The sequence below is a fragment of the Mumia xiangluensis genome, from assembly GCF_010994095.1.
Lineage (GTDB): Bacteria > Actinomycetota > Actinomycetes > Propionibacteriales > Nocardioidaceae > Mumia > Mumia xiangluensis.
On the sequence record NZ_WJYO01000001.1, the window covers coordinates 353,238 to 371,966 of the forward strand.

Annotated in this window: 10 protein-coding genes; 3 read left to right on the forward strand and 7 right to left on the reverse strand. The window is 70.5% G+C overall.

Annotation, left to right across the window (positions count from 1 at the left end; all coding sequences use genetic code 11):
- Window positions 1-88 precede the first annotated feature (88 nt).
- The 6 genes from GH747_RS01560 to GH747_RS01585 form a co-directional block, all read right to left on the reverse strand.
- The gene (locus tag GH747_RS01560; RefSeq protein ID WP_228552731.1) at window positions 89-1,393 is read right to left on the reverse strand and encodes an ankyrin repeat domain-containing protein; all 1,305 of its coding nucleotides are present in this window, start codon (window positions 1,391-1,393) and stop codon (window positions 89-91) included.
- On the reverse strand, window positions 1,390-2,046 hold the full coding sequence (locus GH747_RS01565) for a GntR family transcriptional regulator (RefSeq protein ID WP_149767630.1): 657 nt from the start codon (window positions 2,044-2,046) through the stop codon (window positions 1,390-1,392). Before GH747_RS01565 ends, GH747_RS01560 begins: the two co-directional genes overlap by 4 nt.
- A gap of 160 nt (window positions 2,047-2,206) precedes the next feature.
- On the reverse strand, window positions 2,207-4,432 hold the full coding sequence (locus GH747_RS01570) for a 3-hydroxyacyl-CoA dehydrogenase NAD-binding domain-containing protein (RefSeq protein ID WP_149767632.1): 2,226 nt from the start codon (window positions 4,430-4,432) through the stop codon (window positions 2,207-2,209).
- 39 nt (window positions 4,433-4,471) lie between these two features.
- A complete protein-coding gene (locus GH747_RS01575) occupies window positions 4,472-5,683 on the reverse strand; it encodes an acetyl-CoA C-acetyltransferase (RefSeq protein WP_149767634.1) in 1,212 nt (403 codons plus the stop codon).
- A 115-nt stretch (window positions 5,684-5,798) separates the two neighbouring features.
- A complete protein-coding gene (locus tag GH747_RS01580) occupies window positions 5,799-6,683 on the reverse strand; it encodes an alpha/beta fold hydrolase (protein WP_149767637.1) in 885 nt (294 codons plus the stop codon).
- Window positions 6,684-6,742: 59 nt separating this feature from the next.
- Window positions 6,743-7,453, reverse strand: coding sequence for a MerR family transcriptional regulator (locus tag GH747_RS01585; protein WP_149767639.1), 711 nt, complete (start codon window positions 7,451-7,453; stop codon window positions 6,743-6,745).
- 79 nt (window positions 7,454-7,532) lie between these two features.
- Between GH747_RS01585 and GH747_RS01590 the strand changes: the two genes are divergently transcribed.
- Complete coding sequence (locus GH747_RS01590; RefSeq protein ID WP_149767641.1) at window positions 7,533-15,950, forward strand: DUF5979 domain-containing protein; 8,418 nt, start codon at window positions 7,533-7,535, stop codon at window positions 15,948-15,950.
- Between the two features lie 7 nt (window positions 15,951-15,957).
- Here GH747_RS01590 and GH747_RS01595 read toward each other — a convergent pair whose 3' ends face one another.
- Window positions 15,958-16,377, reverse strand: coding sequence for a universal stress protein (locus GH747_RS01595; RefSeq protein WP_149767643.1), 420 nt, complete (start codon window positions 16,375-16,377; stop codon window positions 15,958-15,960).
- Window positions 16,378-16,473: 96 nt separating this feature from the next.
- Here GH747_RS01595 and GH747_RS01600 point away from each other — a divergent pair, with 96 nt between their 5' ends.
- Window positions 16,474-16,980, forward strand: coding sequence for a MarR family winged helix-turn-helix transcriptional regulator (locus tag GH747_RS01600; protein WP_149767644.1), 507 nt, complete (start codon window positions 16,474-16,476; stop codon window positions 16,978-16,980).
- A complete protein-coding gene (locus GH747_RS01605) occupies window positions 16,977-18,713 on the forward strand; it encodes an MFS transporter (RefSeq protein WP_205602715.1) in 1,737 nt (578 codons plus the stop codon). Before GH747_RS01600 ends, GH747_RS01605 begins: the two co-directional genes overlap by 4 nt.
- Window positions 18,714-18,729 lie beyond the last annotated feature (16 nt).

The window sequence follows — 18,729 nt, forward strand, 5'->3', positions numbered from 1 at the left end:
CTGATCAAACGCACGACTGCGAGGGCTCCGCAAGCCGGAGAGGGTCGGGTTTTCGACTCGCTTCGCTCGCTCAACCAGCGGGGGAAGCTCAGCGCGCCGCGGCGGCGAGGTCCCGCGCGATCACGTCGAACCCGCGCGACCGCGCGTGGTCCAGCGCCGTACGGCCGTCGCGGTCGCCGATCGACGTGTCGACGCCGGCGTCGATCAGGGTCCGCACGATCTGCTGGTACGGCCGCGACCCGTCGCCGAGGATCACCGCCTCGAGCAGCGCGGTCCAGCCCAGGTCGTTGACGTGGTCGAGGTCGACGCCGGTGCGGACGACCCTGCGGACGTAGTCGACGTGCCCGCGCTCGGAGGCGGGGATCGGCGACAGTCCGCCGAACCGGTTCTTGATCGTGAGGTCGGGCCGAGCCGGCAGCAGGATCTCCAGCATCTCGACGCTCCCGGTCACGCCGGTGACGAGCCACGGGGTGTCGTGCCGGTAGTCGAGCGCGTCGGGGTCTGCGCCGAGGTTCACGAGCAGCCGCGCTACCGCGGTCCGGTCGCCCGCGCTGGCGAGCAGGAGCGGTGTCTGCTGCCGGTCGTTGCGGGTCTCGAGGTCGGCGCCGGCGCGCAGCGCGAGGGCTGCCGCGTCGGGGTCGCCCTTCTCGGCGGCCCGCAGCAGACGCGCATTCGCCTGCGCGCGCGGGACGCGCTCGGCGTCGGCCGCTCGTCGAAGCAGCCCGGCCTGCGCGTCGAGCCCGCGGCTGCGGGCGTGCTGCAGCGGCGACACCCCGTCACGGGCCGACGGCACGGTCACGTCGGCACCTGCGGCCACCAGGACGCGTACGGTGTCGACGTAGTCAGCGGCCCGCTCCGCCTTGGCGAAGACCAGGGCCTCGTGCAGCGCGACCCAGCCGAGGTTGTTGACGTGGTCCAGCGAGATCCCGGCCTGGACGAGGCGGCCGACGATGTCGGCGTGCCCCCGCTCGGCGGCACGGATCAGGCCGGTGCCGTCGAAGGAGTCGAGGCTCTCGACGTCCGCGCCGCGCGCGAGCGTCAGCTCGAGGAGGCGGAGGTAGCCCTCGCTGGTGGCCACGAGGTACGCGCTCTGGACCGTGTCGTCCAACGCGTTGACGTCCGCGCCCGCATCGATGAGGCGACGCGCCTCGGCGACGTCGTTCTTCCACGCCGCGTCGAGAAGGCGGGAGTCGAGCTCGTCCTGGGAGAGTTTCACGGAGGGGTCCTTCGCGGGGGGAGCCGTGGTCGGGCTCGCGGGGGCGGACGGCGTCGGGGACGGTACGGCGGTGGTGGCCGTGGACGGGGTCGGCTCCTGCGTCGTGGGTTCCGACGTGGCGCAGCCGGTGAGGCCGACGGCGAGTGCGGCGAGGACGACAGCGGCGCGGGTCATCATGAGCCCACCTCGGCGACGTGCTCCATCGCCGACACCGCGCGCACCACCGAGTCCCGGGCGTGGGCCTCGATGATCGCGACGGCACGCTCGGAGTCGGCTGCTGCCAGGGCGTCGTACAGGTCGACGTGCTCACGGTGGACGATCGCGGGGTCGGTGTGCTGGCGCAGCAGCCACCGGCGGCGCTCGGTGAGTCCGTCGAGGATCTCCCCGACGATGCCGCCGTGGCCGACCTCGACGAGGGCCTCGTGGAAGCGGGCGTTGGCGGCGACCGCGGCGTCGTGGTCGCCGTCGTCCAAGGCTTCGGAGGCCTCCCCGAGGACGGCGCGGATCGGTTCGAGGTCCGTCGGGCGCTCCGCGCTCGCGATCTGTCGGACGAGGACCACCTCGAGTGCGCCCGCGACCTCGGTGAGCTCGGCGATCTGCGCCGCGTCGTACTGGCGGACCTCGATGCCCCGGGTCGCCCGGTCGACGGCGAAGCCTTCCCGGACGAGCGAGTGCAGGGCCTCGCGAACCGGGACGCGCGAGACCCCGAGGTCCCCGGCGATGGCCCGCTCCACGAGGCGCGTGCCCGGGGCGTAGTCGCCGCGCACGATGCGCTCACGGATCGCGGCGCGGACGTCGTCGCGCAACGGGCGGAAGGGTTCGGTGACCATGGGAAAACGGTATACCAAACGGCCAAACCGCTGCGTCCTCCATGCGACCGCTCCCCCTCCGCACCGGGTGGAGCTTGCGGACGCACGAGGGCCCCGGAACCTCGCGGTCCCGGGGCCCTGTGGTCTCGACAGGCTCAGTCAGCTCAGTCGGTCAGTCGGCTCAGACGAACTTCTCGTCCTTCGACGCCTTCTCGAGCAGCAGCGCCGGCGGGGAGAAGCGCTCGCCGTACGCCGTCGCGAGCTCCTGCGCCCGCTCCGTGAACGCCTTCACGCCGATGCGGGCCGCCTGTCCTGAGCGAGCGGAGCGAGTCGAAGGGTCAGCGGCCTCGTACCCGTTGATGTACTGCAGGGCACCACCGAAGACCGGCGGGAAGCCGATGCCGAAGATCGAGCCGATGTTGGCGTCGGCGACCGTGCGGAGCACGCCCTCCTCGAGGCAGCGGACCGTCTCGATGGCCATGATGAACGTGTAGCGCTCCTGCATGTCCTCCCACGGGATCTCTGCACCCTCCTTGCGGAACTGCGAGAGGCCCGACCACAGGTGCTTCTTGGCGTCGGCGGGGTATTCGTAGAACCCGGCCCCGGCGGCCTTGCCCTTGCGGCCCTGGTCGACGAGCGTGTTGATGACGTCCATCGCGGGGCTGTCCGGGAAGGCCTTGCCCGCGCCCTCGGCAGCTGCCTTGGCCTCGCCGTTGATCTTCTGCGGGAGCGTCAGCGTGACCTCGTCGATCATCGCCAGCGGCGGAGCCGGGAAGCCCTTGGTCGTGGCGGCGCGCTCGATCGAGACCGGGTCGAGGCCCTCGGCGAGCATCTCGGCGCCCTCCATGGTGAGGGTGCCGAAGACCCGGCTGGTGAAGAAGCCGCGGCTGTCGTTGACGACGATCGGGGTCTTCTTGATCTGCTTGACGTAGTCGAGCGAGCGGGCGATCGCCTCATCCGAGGTCTTCTCGCCCACGATGATCTCGACCAGCGGCATCTTGTCGACCGGCGAGAAGAAGTGGATCCCGATGAAGTCCTCGGGACGCTTGACGCCGTCGGCGAGGATCGTGATCGGCAGCGTCGACGTGTTGGAGCCGAGCAGCGCGTCGGAGTTCACGATCGGCTCGAGGTCGCCGAAGACCTGCTTCTTGAGGTCGACCGACTCGAAGACCGCCTCGATGACGAAGTCGCAGCCCGCGAGATCGGCGTAGTCGGCCGTCGGGTGGATGCGGGCGAGGATCTCGTCACGCTTCTCCGCCGTCAGGCGACCCTTCTCGACCTGCTTGTCGAGGAGGTTCGTCGAGTAGGACTTGCCCTTCTCGGCGGCCTCGATCGAGATGTCCTTGAGGACGACGTCGATGCCTGCGCGCGCCGAGACGTACGCGACGCCGGCGCCCATCATGCCCGCACCGAGGATCGCCACCTTGGAGGCCTTCGTCTTCTCGATGCCCGCCGGCCGCGAACCGCCGGCGTTGATCGCACCGAGGTCGAAGAAGAACGCCTGCGTCATGTTCTTGAACTGCTGACCCGTGACGAGGTCGACGAAGTAGCGCGACTCGATGCGGGACGCGGTGTCGAAGTCGACCTGAGCACCCTCGACGGCCGCGGCCATGATGTTGCGCGGGGCCTTGTAGGGGGCACCCTTGGTCTGCTTGCGCAGGGTGGCGGGGAACGCCGGCAGGAACTGCGCGAGCTTCGGGGTGGAGGGGGTGCCACCGGGCATCCGGTAGCCCTTCTGGTCCCACGGCTGGGTGAAGGCCTCGGCGTCGTCCTTGTGGGCGAGGATCCAGGCCTTGGCAGCCGGGACCAGCTCGTCCTGCGTCGCGACGAGCTCGTCGACGAGCCCCGTGGCGAGCGCCTTGGCGGGCTTCATGCGCGGCCCCTGCAGGAGGACCTCCATGAGCGCCTTCTGCAGGCCGAACATGCGGACCGTGCGGGTGACGCCGCCGCCGGCGGGGAGCAGGCCGAGCGTGACCTCGGGAAGGCCGATCTCGTATCCGCCCTCGACGGCGATGCGGTGGTGGGTCGCGAGCGCGATCTCGAGCCCGCCGCCGAGCGCGGCACCGTTGATCGCGGCGACGACCGGCTTGCCGAGCGTCTCGAGGCGGCGCATCGTCGCCTTCATGGACTCGACGCCCTCGAAGACCTGCGGCGAGTCGGCCGGGGTCATCTGCGTCATCAGCTTGAGGTCGCCGCCGGCGAAGAACGTGCTCTTCGCACTGGTGACCACGACGCCGACGACGTCGTCGCCCTCGGCCACGAGGCGCTCGACGGCCGCCGCCATCGAGGCCTGGTAGGCCTCGTTCATCGTGTTGGCGCTCTGGTTGGGATCGTCGAGGACAAGGGTGACGATGCCGTCCTCGCCGCGCTCGTAACGGACGGCGTCCGCGGTTGCGTTCTCAGTCATGTGTGTGCTGCTCCGTATGAGGTCTGGTGGGCGAGGAGGTCAGAGGCGCTCGACGACGGTGGCGATACCCATGCCGCCGCCGACACACAAGGTGGCGACGCCGTAGCGCTGGTCGCGACGCTCGAGCTCGTCGACGAGGGTGCCGAGGATCATCGCGCCGGTCGCGCCGAGGGGGTGGCCGAGCGCGATGGCGCCGCCGTTGACGTTGACGATGTCGTGCGGGACGGACATGTCCTTCATGAAGCGGAGCACGACGGCCGCGAACGCCTCGTTCATCTCGTACAGGTCGATGTCGCTCGCCTCGAGGCCGGCCTTCGCGAGCGCCTTGCGGGTCGCGGGGGCGGGTCCGGTGAGCATGATCGTCGGCTCGGAGCCGGAGACCGCGGTGGAGAGGATGCGGGCGCGCGGCGTGAGGCCGTTGCGCTTGCCGGCCTTCTCGTTGCCGATGACGACGATCGCCGCGCCGTCCACGATGCCCGAGCTGTTGCCGGCGTGGTGGACGTGGTTGATCTTCTCGACGGAGTGGTACTTCTCGAGCGCGACGGAGTCGAAGCCGGCGAAGTCGCCGATGGCCTCGAAGGACGGCGCGAGCGACGAGAGCGACTCGGCGGTGGTGCCGGGGCGTACGAACTCGTCGTGGTCGAGGATCGTCAGGCCGTTGATGTCGGTGACGGGGATGACCGACTTGGCGAAGTAGCCGTTGGCGATCGCCTTCGCGGCGCGGGCCTGCGACTCGGCAGCGTAGGTGTCGACGTCGGTGCGGCTGAAGCCCTCGACGGTCGCGATCAGGTCGGCGCCGATGCCCTGCGGGACGAAGTCGGTGTCGAACGCGGTGCGCGGGTCGAGCGCCCAGGCGCCGCCGTCGCTGGCCATCGGGACGCGGCTCATCGACTCGACGCCGCCGGCGAGGATCAGGTCCTCCCAGCCGGAGCGGACGCGCTGCGCGGCCTGGTTGACGGCCTCGAGGCCCGAGGCGCAGAAGCGGTTGAGCTGGACACCGGCGACGGTGTCGGGGAGACCGGCGGCGAGCGCTGCGGTCTTGGCGATGTCGGAGCCCTGGTCACCGACCGGCGTCACGACGCCGAGGACGACGTCCTCGACCTGGGCCGGGTCCAGCGTCGGGTTGCGCTTCTGGACCTCCTCGAGGAGCCCGGTCACGAGGCTGATGGGCTTCACCTCGTGCAGGGATCCGGTCTTCTTGCCGCGCCCGCGAGGGGTGCGGATCGCGTCGTAGATGAATGCCTCAGTCATGGCGGTCCTTCGATTCGTTGGCGACCCGGCAGAAGTTACTTGTCAGTAACGGCCATGTCAATGATACGCACACCACTATGACAGCGGTACTGTCACGGTGCCAACCGGGTGCGGGTCAGGCGCGGGGAGGCCGTGACCACTCACCCAGGAGGGCCTGCAGCGCAGCGATCAGCGCGACCGGCTGATCGAGCATGATGTGGTGCCCGGCATCCGGGATCACCGTCACCGGCACGTGGCCGCCGAGCCGCTCAGCCACGGCCGCCGTGATGTCCGTGGTGGCCATCCCGCGCTCGCCGCGGATCAGTGCCGTCGGGCACACCGTCGAGGTCAGGTCCTCCGGCTCCATCTGGGCACTGAAGAAGATCTTGGGGTCGAACTTCCACGTCCACCCGTCAGGCACCTCGCGGACCGAGGCTGCCGCGATGTGCTCCTCGACGTACGGGAGCGTCGCTCCGTCCTCAGGGAGGGTCCGGAACCGCGCCACGACGGCCTCCCACGTGGGATAGACCCGGGTGCCCGGCATCCGACGACCCGACTGCTGCCAGGCGCGCGCCTCGGGCGGGATCTGGCGTACGGGCGAGTCGATCGCACAGGCGCCGGCCAGCTCTGCTCCGTGGTCGCGCGCGGCGGCGAGGGTCACGAATCCGCCCATGCTGTGGCCGATGACGACCGGCTTGGTCCCCGAGGCGCCACGCCCCTCTCCCTCGGCGGCCGCGACCGCCATCAGCTCGCGGGCGTACGTGGCGAGGCTGTACGACGGGCGACGGCCGGAGTCACCGTGACCCGACAGGTCGATCGCGACCACCCGGTGCGACGCGGTGAGGAACGGCGCGACGTGGTCCCACCACCCCGCGTGCGCAGCACCGCCGTGCACGAGCACGACGACCGGGTTCCCCGCCTCGCCCCACGTCCGGTACGCGATGCGTACGCCGTCGACGTCGATGTCGTGGCGGTGGTACGGCTCGGCGAGCGCGTCGGCGAACCAAGCGGGAGCTCCCACGGGTGACCTCACTTGCAGACAGACCTGACGGTTTCTCAGCGCAATCGTACGCTGCCGCCTCAGGTCCGCCGTCGGATCGTCGCCCGCTTCGTCTCGTTCACCGCGCTCTCGTACGCCGTCACGAGCGCCTGCACGGTGAGCGGCTTGAACTGCTCGATGATGGCCGCGATCGCCTCGGGCGGCTCGCCGCTCGCGCGGTAGTGAGGCAGCACCTTCACCCGGAAGACCTCGGTCAGCTCCTCGGCCATCGCGCGCGCGTGCGACTCGATGATCCGCTCCGCCTCGATCGCGCCGTCGACCGGCAGGCCGAGGTTCATCAACCCGATGCCGACGGAGAGGTGCGCGGGAGCAACGCGGAAGAGGTCCTCGTCCGGCGTCGGCTCGACGACGCGGAGCGCGACCAGCAGCTCGATGTCGTCGTCCGACAGGGACCGGCCTGCGCGCCGCTCGAGGGTCTCACGGTCGACGGCCTCCGGAAGGTCCGACAGCCACGGCGCGAGCATCGTGCGCTGGAGGGCCACGTCACCGGGCGTGGCGTCGGCGGGCAGCCGCTCGAGGTAGCCCTCGATCGCCGACAGGGTGAAGCCGTGCGCCTGCAGCTCGCGGACCAGCTCGAGCCGCGCCAGATGGTCCGCACCGTAGAAGCCGTTGCGCCCCTCGCGCACCGGCGGCGGGATCAGGCCGCGGCCCGCATAGAAGCGGATCGTCCGCACACTCATCCCGACCCGCTCGGCGAGCTGCTCGACGGAGAGGCGTTCGGAGGGAGTCATGGCGGCACCCTAGCGCCGAGCCCGCCGCACCGTTCGGCGTGCGGTGGCCGAAAGCGGCCGCCAATATTACTTTCAAGACATGTCGCCCGCTCCCCGGACCGCTGCTCCGCGCGCGCCCCGAGCCCGTGCCAAGCGCCCCCGCCAGCGTCGTACGCCATGGCTCTTCGCAGCGCTCGCCGTGCTCCTGCTCGCCGGGCTCCTCCAGCCCGGACCGGCGGCGGCCGACGGCGACGGCTTCCTGACGATCAGCAAGTCGGCGAGCCAGCCCGGACCGTTCCAGCCGGGCGACACCTTCAGCTACACGATCACAGTCGGTTGCTCCAACACCGTCGGCAGCGGCTGCGACGCCGCGCAGGTCACCGACACGCTGCCGCCGCCCCTGGTCCTCGACCCGGCCAGCAGCGATCCGGTGGTGGTCGTCGGCCCCGCTCCGAGCGAGGTCACCCTCGACGGCGACAACGGCTTCACGGTCGACTTCACCGGCGACACCGGATCGGGTCTCACCGGCCTCCCGACCGGCCAGACCGTCCAGATCATCGTCAGCGTCATGGTCCCCGAGGACGCCACCTTCGACGACGCCGGCACGCTGACCAACACGGCCACCGTCACGGCGGACAACGCCGAGACCAAGAGCGGCACCGCCGACGTCACGCTCGAGGTCCCGCTCGTGCTCGACTCCACGGTCACGAAGAACCTCTCGCCCGACACCCCGGTCCCCGCGGTCCCGGGTCAGGCCGTGCAGTTCGAGATCGGTGGCGGCAACACGTCCAACGCCGCCGTCGACGAGCTCGTCATCCAGGACCCGGCCGACGGCGCGGCGGATCCGTTCGAGTACCTCGAGCTCACCGGGATCGCGAGCATCACGCCTCCCGAAGGTGCCGACACCGTCCAGGTCGACTGGCTGGATGCCGACGGCGTATGGCACACCGGCTCCGCGACGACCCCGATCCCTGACGACCCGAACGATCTCCTCGCGGGCGTGGACCTCGCGGACGTCCACGGGCTGCGGTTCACGTTCAGCGCCGACGGTGGGACCGTCCCGATCACGCCGGAGGACGGCCAGGCGGCGATCGTCCTCGACACCCAGACCCGGGACAACGTCATCGACATCCCGCCCGGGACGACCGAGACCGTGTCCAACACGGCGTCGTCGCAGGTCAACCTCGACGACGACTCCTCCACCCCCGTGACCGACGACGACACCGTCGTCCTCGAGCGCAACCCGCCGACGGTCGCGATCGACAAGTCGTACGCGCTGGACCACCTGACACCGGGCCAGTCGACCACCGCGACCGTGCGCGCGACGAACGGCAGCACGCCCGTCACCGAGATGGTGATCGCCGACCCCGCGGCGGGCACGCCGGACTTCGTCGAGCAAGGGATCACGTTCACCGGCTTCACCGACGGCGTCGAGTGGCCGGTCGCTGCCACCGGCGTCTCGATCCAGTACACCTACGAGGACGGGTTCACCGAGGATCCGAAGACGTCCACCGACGTCGACACGATCCCCGGCCCGACCGACGGGCACCGCGTGTCCGGCTACACGATCACCTTCACCGGGCCGATCGACGCCAACGCGTACGCGAACCTCCCCTTCACGGTGACCGCCGACCCGCTCCCGGGCGACGAGTCCGTGACGACCACCAACACGGCGTCCTCCCAGGTCACCGCCTCCAACGGCGAGGAGAGCGACGTCGCCACCGACGACGCGGACATGACCCGCGACCCGCTCCGTGTCACCACCGACGTCACCAAGAACATCGGCAACGGCGAGCTCCCAGGCGTGCCCGGGGCAGGCACCACGGTGAACATCAGCGGTCTGGTCTGCGGCGAGTGCGCAGACAAGGAGCCGTCGACCACCGGCTCGGAGTACCTCCAGATCACCGATCCGCCGAGCCCGTCGGGAACACCGAGCGACTTCTGGAACCACTTCGACGTCACCTCGTTCGGACCGACCGACGTCCCGGCCAACGCCGACATGACCGTCGAGTACTGGGACGGCACGGAGTGGGTCCCGCTCGCCGGTCCGGTCGAAGGACCTGCGACGTGGTCGTACACGCCGACGGCCGACGAGCAGGACGCCATCCAGGGCGTCCGCTACACGTTCACGCCGAAGGAGGGCGAGCTCCTCCCGCCCGGCTTCAATGTCATCACGTACATGAACGTCGAGCTCCGTGAGGAGCTGCGCGACGGCACAGGACCCGCGACGCCCGACCCGGAGGGCGACCCGATCACGGTCGGCAACGAGGCCGGCAGCGAGGTCCACAACCCCAACGCCGTCGACCCCACCGACAACGCGACCGCCGACGACGACGTCGTCATCAACCCGGTGCCGCCGGGCCCGGGTCCGGACACGATCGACAAGGGATGGCTCGTCGACGGCACCCCGGAGCAGACGGGCGCGACCGTACCGTCGCTCACCGACGACCTGCGGACGGCACGCATCTCCTGGGGGACGAACCTCTTCCCCGCCGATCAGTACGTGATCACGGACCCCGCAACCGATCCCACCGACGTCGCCACGTCGCTCTTCGACGCGTGGGACCTCTACCGGATCGAGCCGATCACGGCGGCGACCGACCCGATGATGACCTTCGACGCCATCGCCTCGGTCGAGCTGTACGTCGACGGCACCGGCTGGCTGGACATCACCGACGACGCCTGCGCCAGCGGGTGCGACGGGCAGTTCGGCGGATACACGCTCACCGAGGAGCAGCGCGCCACCACGCTCGGCGTCCGGATCACGTACGAGGAGAGCCCGACCCGCGCCGACCGCATCACGGGCCCGGCCGATCCGCAGCCCGGGACCGGCGTCGCTCGGACCGCGGGCAACGACCGCCCGCTCGACCTGACCTTCCAGCTGCGCCAGCAGCTGCGCTCGGACCCCACCCAGGCCGTGCTCGGCGACACGCACGACTACACCTACAACACGGGCCAGGCCGGCCTGGTGCGCAACACCGTCGACGGCACCATGATCAGCGGCGACGACGAGCGCACCACCACCGACTTCGCCGACATCCTCATCGTCGACGAGCCGGTGAACGTCGACATCTCCAAGACCTTCGACCAGGACGTCCTCGGCATCCCCCCGGTGGGCACACCCCAGGCGGAGTACCCGCTGATCAGCGCCAGCATCACGGCGTCGAACGACAGCATCGCCAAGCTGCGCGAGCTGCGCGTCGACGACCCCAGCGCGAGCCCCGAGCTACAACCTGAGCCCTTCCGGACGCTCAACCTCTACGCGATCGGAGAGATCACGACGCCGGCCGGTGCCACCGGGACCGAGGTCGTCCTCTACCGCAACTGGAGCACGACGCCGACGTCGTACACGGTGGCGGCTGCCCAGGCGTTCACCCCCGCCGAGCTCGCCGACGTCACCGGGGTCGCCGTGGTGCACACCGGACTCATCGAGTCGCAGGCGACCACCGACGTCGAGCTCGTCTTCCAGCTCCGCGCGACGAACCGCGTGACCGAAGCGCCACCCACGCCGACCTCGACGGCCATCCCGAACGTCGCGACGGCGACCGGGAGCAACCCGCACGACACCGTCACCGACCAGGCGACGGACGGGTTCACGCTCGCCGAGCCGACGTACGGCGTGCTCCCCGGCAAGACCATCGCCCCGGCCGAGCGCTACGAGAACGAGACGAACGCGTACGTCGTGACGTTGAGCGGACAGCCGACGGGGACGGTGCGCACCGAGGAGATGACACTCACCGACACGAGCGAGACGTTCTGGAACGCGTTCGACTTCGGCGCGTTCACCCCGGTCGTGCTGCAGTTCCCGATCCGGCAGCTCAAGGTCGACGCGCTCGTCGGAGTGACGTACGAGCTCGACGGGTCCGGTGCGCCCGTGGCGCTGTGCAACGGGGTGACCGACCTGACGGCGTGCTGGGTCGAGGGCGAGTGGGCGGCGTCCGCGGTCGGCGGAGCGATCACGCCCACACTGCCTGACGGCGTCGCCGCCGCGGACGTCCGCGGCGTGCGGGTCTCGGCGCGTAACGCAACGGGCACCCAGTGGGAGCGACCCAACAACCCGCGGCTCCTCATCAGGTTCGCCGCGACGCAGCGCGACACGCTGCGGATCGGACCGGACGGCGGCGCCGACACCCCGGTCCCCTCCACCCGGCCCGGCATGGAGAAGGCGCCCGGTGAAACCGTCCAGGGGCAGACCACCGACACGGTCGACGTGCATGCCGAGGGCACCTGGCTCGATCCGGCGGGGACGGTCTGGACGGCCGACAGCGACGCGACCGCGACGACGCTGCTGAGGCATCTCCCCAACGAGATCAGCGTGGTGAAGGCTCCGGGCAACGGGAGCGACACCGACCCCCCGTCGTACGTCCCCGGGCAGTCGATCCCGTACGTCATGACCTTCACCAACACCGGGCAGTGGCCGATCACCGGGCTGGAGCTCTCCGACCAGATCGCGACCGACGCCCAGGGGTCGCTGCTCGTCGAGCCCCGGGACGCCTCCGGCGAACCCGTGCCGAACTACTCCTTCACCCTCGTCGGCGCCGACGGGACCCCGAAGTCGACCGCGGGCTTCTCGGCGAGCCTGAACGAGCAGACGGGGTTGCTCAGCATCACCGTGCCCGACGGCTTCGTCCTCGAGCCTGGCGACGTCCTCACCGTGCGGGCCCCCTTGCAGTTCAGGCCCGGGCTGCCGCCGGGGACCTCGGTCGGCAACAGCGTCACCGCGACCAGCGACCGGCCGTTCGACACCTGCCAGTACACGACGAACCAGACGGTCTCCGACACCAGCGAGGTCGTCGACGACTGCACGGCGACCACGCACACGACTCCACGGGCCGCGAGCCCGCTCGTGGTCCAGAAGTCGGTGAAGGGCGTCGGAGCGGGCGTCGCGGGGGCCACCGAGGGCGACCCGAACTACGACGACCTCGGTCGCCTCGTCACCGGGACGGGGGCCCCGCAGACCTGCGAGAGCCCGAACGGCCAGAACGGCTACTACCGCAGCCCGTGCGTGCCGATCACCCGGCCGGGCGGGATCGAGCGCTGGCAGTACTCGGCGCAGAACGCCGGCAACGTCCCGGCGCACGTCATCGCCGGTATCGACAGCTTCCCGCGCTACGGCGACGTCGGCGTGATCACCGGCACGCCGCGCGGGTCGGAGTGGGAGACCACGATCGTCGGCAACCCCACCAGCAACCTTGGCGACGTGGACCAGCTCGCGAAGTCCGTCACCTGGTACTACCTGGAGGGCACCCCGTCCTCGGAGTGCAACGCGGCCGACATCCGCAACGAGACGACGCCCGGGGGACTTCCGACCACGGACCCCTGCTACGACGAGGTCAACAACCGGGAGTGGATCGAGGTCGCGGACGACACCACGGAGGCCGACTTCGCGGGCGCCGAGGCCGTCAAGTTCGTGATCGAGTACGCCGAGGACGGCACGGGTCTCGCACCCGGCAGCTCCATCCACCTCACGCTCGACACGCGGACCGCGTGGGCGGTGGACAACGGCGTCTCCACGGAGTTCCCGATCGCCTGGAACTCGGTCGCGTCGGGCACCCAGGGAGTCACGGGCAACCAGACGATCGTCAGTCCGATCGTCGAGCCGACCCGCGTCGGCGTCGCCACCGCGATCGGCAAGCTGGCGCTGCAGAAGCAGGTGGAGGGCGCGGACCTGCCCGGCGTCACGTACCCGTCCGCGTACACGTTCCGGGTGCAGTGCACCTCCGGTCCGGAGACGGTGCCGCTGGTCGACTCCGAGGGCAACGACGCCAGCCTCGTGACGCTGCAGGCCGACGGCACGCTCGTGACGTACAACAGCGGCCAGACGATCAACCTCCCGCTGTACGCCGACTGCACGCTGACCGAGGAGCCGATCGCCCAGGGCGCCACCGTCACGTACGACCCTGCCGGTGCCGACGGAACCTCGGGCCCGGTCACGGCGCTCAACGACCAGACCGACCGTGACGACGTCGTCGACCCGGCGTTCCCCGAGACCGTCGAGCTCGCGCAGATCACCGCGACCAACACGTACGCCGTCGCCGGCTTCTCGGTCTCCAAGGCCGTCGAGAACGGAGGTGCCGTCGACCAGGACGGGAACCCGATCGTCTACGACGCGACGTACGACTTCACCGCGTCGTGCCTCTTCAACGGCGACGAGGTCGTCCCGGAGGCGGACCAGACGTTCAGCCTCGCGGACGGGGAGGAGAAGGTCTTCGACGAGCTGCCTGCTGGTGCGGACTGCACGGTTGAGGAGACCGGGACCGGTGGTTCCGCCTCGACCTCGATGGTCGTGACCGAGGGCGGGGTCGCCGGCGACCCGACGCCGGGCACCTCCGCAGAGTTCACGCTCGCCCCTGACGGCGACGGAATCCACGTCAACGGTGTCGCGGTGACCAACACCTACACGGTCGGCGCGATGTCGCTCACGAAGGAGGTCACCGGCAACGGAGCCGAGGACTGGGGCGACGGTCCCTTCGAGGTGCGGCTGGTCTGCACGCTCGACAATGCCGACCCCACGACCGTGTACGACGCGACGCACACGCTGACGCCACCGGACGACCTGACCTGGGAGGTCACGAACCTGCCGACCGGCGCTGACTGCACGGTGACCGAGACTCAGAACGCCGGCGCGACCGACGTCGCGATCACGAACGGGACCTTCACCGTCGGAGACGACGTCGAGGACCCGACGTTGGTCACCGTCACGAACACCTTCACCGTCGGCTCGGTGTCGCTCACCAAGGAGCTGTACGGCGCGCCGAACGACCTCGAGAACGTGCGCGAGACCGGGCACTTCGAGTTCACGATCTCGTGCACCCGCGTCGTCGACGGCGAGACGGTCCCCGTCGCGATCCCGGACGGCGACACCCGCACCATCGACTATGCGAACGGTGACCCGGAGACCGTGACCTGGGACGGCATCCCGACGGGTTCCACCTGTCAGGTCCAGGAGACCGTCGCGACGCCGGCGCCGATCTTCTCGACCGTCGTCCCCAGGACGTTCGTCGTCGGCGACGACACGTCCGGCCCGGTCGTCCTGCGGGGGATCAACATCTACGCGCCCGGCTGGCTCGTGCTGAACAAGGCGGTCGAGGGCGACGCTGCCCAGTTCGCGCCGGACGACTTCGAGGTCACGGTCGTCTGCACCCGCGCCGGAGGCACCGTCACGCTCCCCAACGGCGGAGTCGTGACGCTGGCCGGTGACGGCAGCCCCGCGATCCTGGCTCCGATCCCCGAGGACGCCGAGTGCCACGTCGAGAGCGAGGCGGCCTCGGGCGCGACGGAGGTCGACCTCGGCGGGCCCGTGACCATCCCCGTGTTCTCGCCCGGGCCGCCCGTGGTGCTGCCGCGGGCGGAGATCACCGTGACCAACACGTACGACGCCACGGGCTTCACGGTGTCGAAGGCGGTCGAGGGTGCGACGGACGCCGACGACGAGCCCATCACGTACACGACGGAGTTCACGTTCACGGCGAGCTGCACCTTCCTCGGCGAGGAGGTGCTCCCCGAGGCCGACCGGACGTTCACGCTGACGCAGGGCGAGTCGAAGGAGTTCACCGGGCTCCCGGTCGGCGCGGACTGCATCGTCGAGGAGACCAGCGCTGACGGCGCGAGCGCGACGTCCGTCACCGTCACCCAGGACGACGCCGTCCTCGCGCCGGAGGACCAGACGGACACCGTGAGCGGCACGTTCACCCTGGTCGGCGGCGGAAGCGACGTCTCTCTCGTCGGCTACACGAACACGATGCCGATCGGCGCGATCACGGTCACGAAGGAGGTCACCGGCGACGGCGCCGAGCGGTGGGGCGGCGGCGAGTTCGAGGTGCGGCTGACGTGCTCGTACGACGAGGCCGATCCGACGACCGTCTTCGACGGCACCCACACGCTCAGCGGGGACGACCCGGTGTGGACCGTCGATGCGCTCCCGGTCGGCGCGGACTGCGGCGTGACCGAGACGGCGACCGGCGGCGCGACGAGCACGACGATCGAGCCGAGCGGCACCGTCACGATCACCGACGACACGGAGGCACCGGTCGCGGTCACGGTGACGAACACCTTCGACCTCGGGGCCATCAGCGTCGAGAAGCGGATCACCGGGCCCGGAGCCGAGGACCGCGGTGGGGAGTCCTTCACGGTGTCGCTCGCGTGCACGCGCGACGTCGACGGCGAGGACGTCGACATCGAGATCCCGGGCGGCGCGGAGCGGACACTGAAGCGGCCGGACGCGCTCGTCGCCACGTACGACGAGCTCCCGGTCGGCGCCGAGTGCGTCGTCAGCGAGACCGACGCCGGGGGCGCGGAGCGTACGACGGTGGATCCAGGAACGGTGACCGTCGGCTCGACGGAGGACCCGGTCGAGGTCGTGGTGACCAACCGCTTCGACGCAGCGCCCTCGCCGGACGACGAGGGCGGGACGAGCCTGCCGGGCACCGGCAGCCCCGTCTCCTCGTGGCTGGCGTTGCTCGCCCTGGCGCTTCTCGCCACCGGTCTGATGCTCGTACGGAGGCGCCGTACGGAGTGAGCGACGCTCAGGCAGCGCCCATCGGCAGGATCACGACGGGGCACGGCGCCGTGCGCGCGAGAACGTCGCTGACCGAGCCGAGCGCGTTGTGCTTGATCGAGGACGTCCCGTGGCTGCCGACGACGATCATCTGCGCGCCGGCGGCGACCGAGAGCAGGACGTCGACGGGCAGGCCCTCGTGCACGCCGACGGTCACCTCGGTGTCGCCGTCGTGGAGCGCGGCAGCCTCGGCCGTCTCGGCCGCGATGCGCTCACCCTCGGAGATCGTGCCGACGGAGGACTTCTGGGGATCGACGGTGACGACGACCTGCACCGCTGCTCCGCGCAGGTCGGCCTCGGTCATGGCCCAGTGGAGGGCACGGCGTGCTCCGGCGGATCCGTCGCTGCCGACCACGATCGTCCCGGTCTTCTGAGGTGAGTCGCTCATGTCGCCATCCTGTCGGGTCCCAGCCGGGCAGGCGACCTCGGAGGCGCCAAGGACCTCGACCTGGAGAGATGTATAAGCAAGTGATATAACGTCCTTATGCAATCTGCGCCTGCGCGTGACCTCGCCGTCGCGCTCGAACGCCTCACCAGCCTGCTCCGCCACCTCGCCCCCTCCGGGCTCTCTCTCACGGCGGTCGGCACCCTGGCGACGCTCGAACGCTCCGGACCCACGCGCCTGACCCGGCTCGCCACGGTCGAGGGCGTCACCCAGCCCGCAATGACGCAGCTGGTGACCCGCCTCGAGAAGACCGGCCTCGTACGCCGCGAGTCCGATCCCGAGGACGGTCGAGCCGTCCTCGTCGCGATCACCGACGACGGCTCGGCGTGGTTGGCTCACCGCCGGACCCTCCGAGCCGAGCTCCTCGGCGAGCTCCTTGCAGACCTCTCACCCGCCGACCAGCAGGCGCTGGCCGACGCACGCCCGGCGTTCGAGGCCCTCACGCGCCTCGTCGTGCCCTCCCTCGAGGGCCCGTCCTCCACCCGTCCCTCTCAGGCTCTGCCATCTCAGGCTCTGCCCTCTCACGAAAGAAGGAAGCGTTCGTGACGTCCCACTCCGCGACCGCGGTCGCGAGTCCGTTCAAGCAGCCCAAGGCGGTGTGGGCGGTCGCGTTCGCCTGCGTCGTGTCCTTCATGGGCATCGGCCTGGTCGACCCGATCCTCCCGGTCATCGCCGAAGACCTGCAGGCGACACCGAGCCAGGTGTCGCTGCTCTTCACCAGCTATCTCGTGGTGACGGCGGTCGCCATGCTCTTCACCGGCTGGGTCTCGAGCCGGATCGGCGCCAAGAAGACCCTCATCGCGGGTCTCGTGATCGTCGTCGTCTTCGCTGCTCTTGCCGGTTCGTCCGATACCGTCGGCCAGATCGTCGGGTTCCGAGCAGGCTGGGGCGTCGGCAACGCACTCTTCATCGCGACGTCGCTCGCGGTGATCGTGGCGTCCGCGTCCGGCGGGTTCGCCGGCGCGATCATCCTGTACGAAGCGGCGCTCGGCCTCGGCATCGCCGTCGGCCCGCTGCTCGGCGGACTGCTCGGCGAGATCAGCTGGAAGGGCCCGTTCTACGGCGTCTCGGCGCTGATGGCGGTCGCGCTGATCGCGACGATCGTGCTCGTGGAGCCGACCCCGAAGCCCGCCGAGAAGACCTCCCTCGTCGCTCCGCTCAAGGCGCTTCGGCACCGCGGGCTCCTCACGATCTCGCTCACCGCCCTCTGCTACAACTGGGCGTTCTTCACGGTCCTCGGCTACACCCCGTACCCGATGGAGCTCGGAGCGATCGAGCTCGGCTTCGTCTTCTTCGGCTGGGGGCTGCTCGTCGCCGCGTTCTCGGTCGTCGGCGCACCTCGGCTGCAGGGCCGGTTCGGGATCGCCCGCACGCTGTATGCCAACCTCGCCGTCTTCGCGGTGCTGGTGCTGGCGATCGGCCTGTTCGTCGAGAACCGCACCGTGCTCATCGTCGCGGTGATCGCCACCGGCGTCGTGATCGGCGTCAACAACACGGTGACCACGCAGGCGGTCATGACCATCTCGCCCGTCGAGCGGCCGGTGGCATCGGCAGCGTACGGGTTCGTCCGGTTCATCGGCGGAGGCCTCGCGCCGTTCTTCGCGGGGAAGCTGGTGGAGCGCTTCGACATGCACATGCCGTTCTACGTCGCGACCGGGTTCCTCCTCGTCGGCATCGCCATCCTCGCGACCGCGCACCGGCACCTCGCCGAGGCCGAGTCGGCGCAGGTCGAGGTCGAGGTCGTGGAGGTCGCCGCGCCTGTCTCCCCGCCGGTTGCCTCGGCGCTCACCCACGACCACGTCGTCGACCAGCACGCGGAGCTCGCCGCCGAGACCGACGGCGTGCTCGTCGCCGCCGTCGACGCGACGCCGCTCGCTACGGAGGTGACGGCGGCCGCTGGACGGCTCGCCCAGCGGTACGGGCGTACGGTCCACCTCGTCCACGCGCAGGAGTCCGCGATCACGCCGGACGCCGCGGCCGACACCGAGAACCTCACCGCAGCCGAGGCCGTCGTCCGGGCGCACCTCGAACAGCTCGCGGCGCTCGGCGTCCCCGCCGTCGGCCACGTCCTGCGGCACGCGCCGGGGCACGGAGCAGCAGGACGACTCGTCGCCGAGTACGCGAACGAGCTGCAGGCGCGGGCGCTCGTGATCGGTCCCCCGCGGACCACCGGCGACCTCGGCGCGCTCGTCGAGGAGTCGGCGAGCCAGGAGCTGCTCCGCCACGCCCGCACCAGCCTCGTGGTCGTGAACCACCAGCAGGTCCCGACCGCGGTCTGACCGCCCGCGGTCAGCA

Bases quoted from the DNA above. Each gene is read 5' to 3' on its own strand.
- GH747_RS01560 (WP_228552731.1), bottom strand. From the start codon at position 1,393: ATGATGACCCGCGCCGCTGTCGTCCTCGCCGCACTCGCCGTCGGCCTC.
- GH747_RS01565 (WP_149767630.1), bottom strand. From the start codon at position 2,046: ATGGTCACCGAACCCTTCCGCCCGTTGCGCGACGACGTCCGCGCCGCG.
- GH747_RS01570 (WP_149767632.1), bottom strand. From the start codon at position 4,432: ATGACTGAGAACGCAACCGCGGACGCCGTCCGTTACGAGCGCGGCGAG.
- GH747_RS01575 (WP_149767634.1), bottom strand. From the start codon at position 5,683: ATGACTGAGGCATTCATCTACGACGCGATCCGCACCCCTCGCGGGCGC.
- GH747_RS01585 (WP_149767639.1), bottom strand. From the start codon at position 7,453: ATGACTCCCTCCGAACGCCTCTCCGTCGAGCAGCTCGCCGAGCGGGTC.
- GH747_RS01590 (WP_149767641.1), top strand. From the start codon at position 7,533: ATGTCGCCCGCTCCCCGGACCGCTGCTCCGCGCGCGCCCCGAGCCCGT.
- GH747_RS01595 (WP_149767643.1), bottom strand. From the start codon at position 16,377: ATGAGCGACTCACCTCAGAAGACCGGGACGATCGTGGTCGGCAGCGAC.
- GH747_RS01600 (WP_149767644.1), top strand. From the start codon at position 16,474: ATGCAATCTGCGCCTGCGCGTGACCTCGCCGTCGCGCTCGAACGCCTC.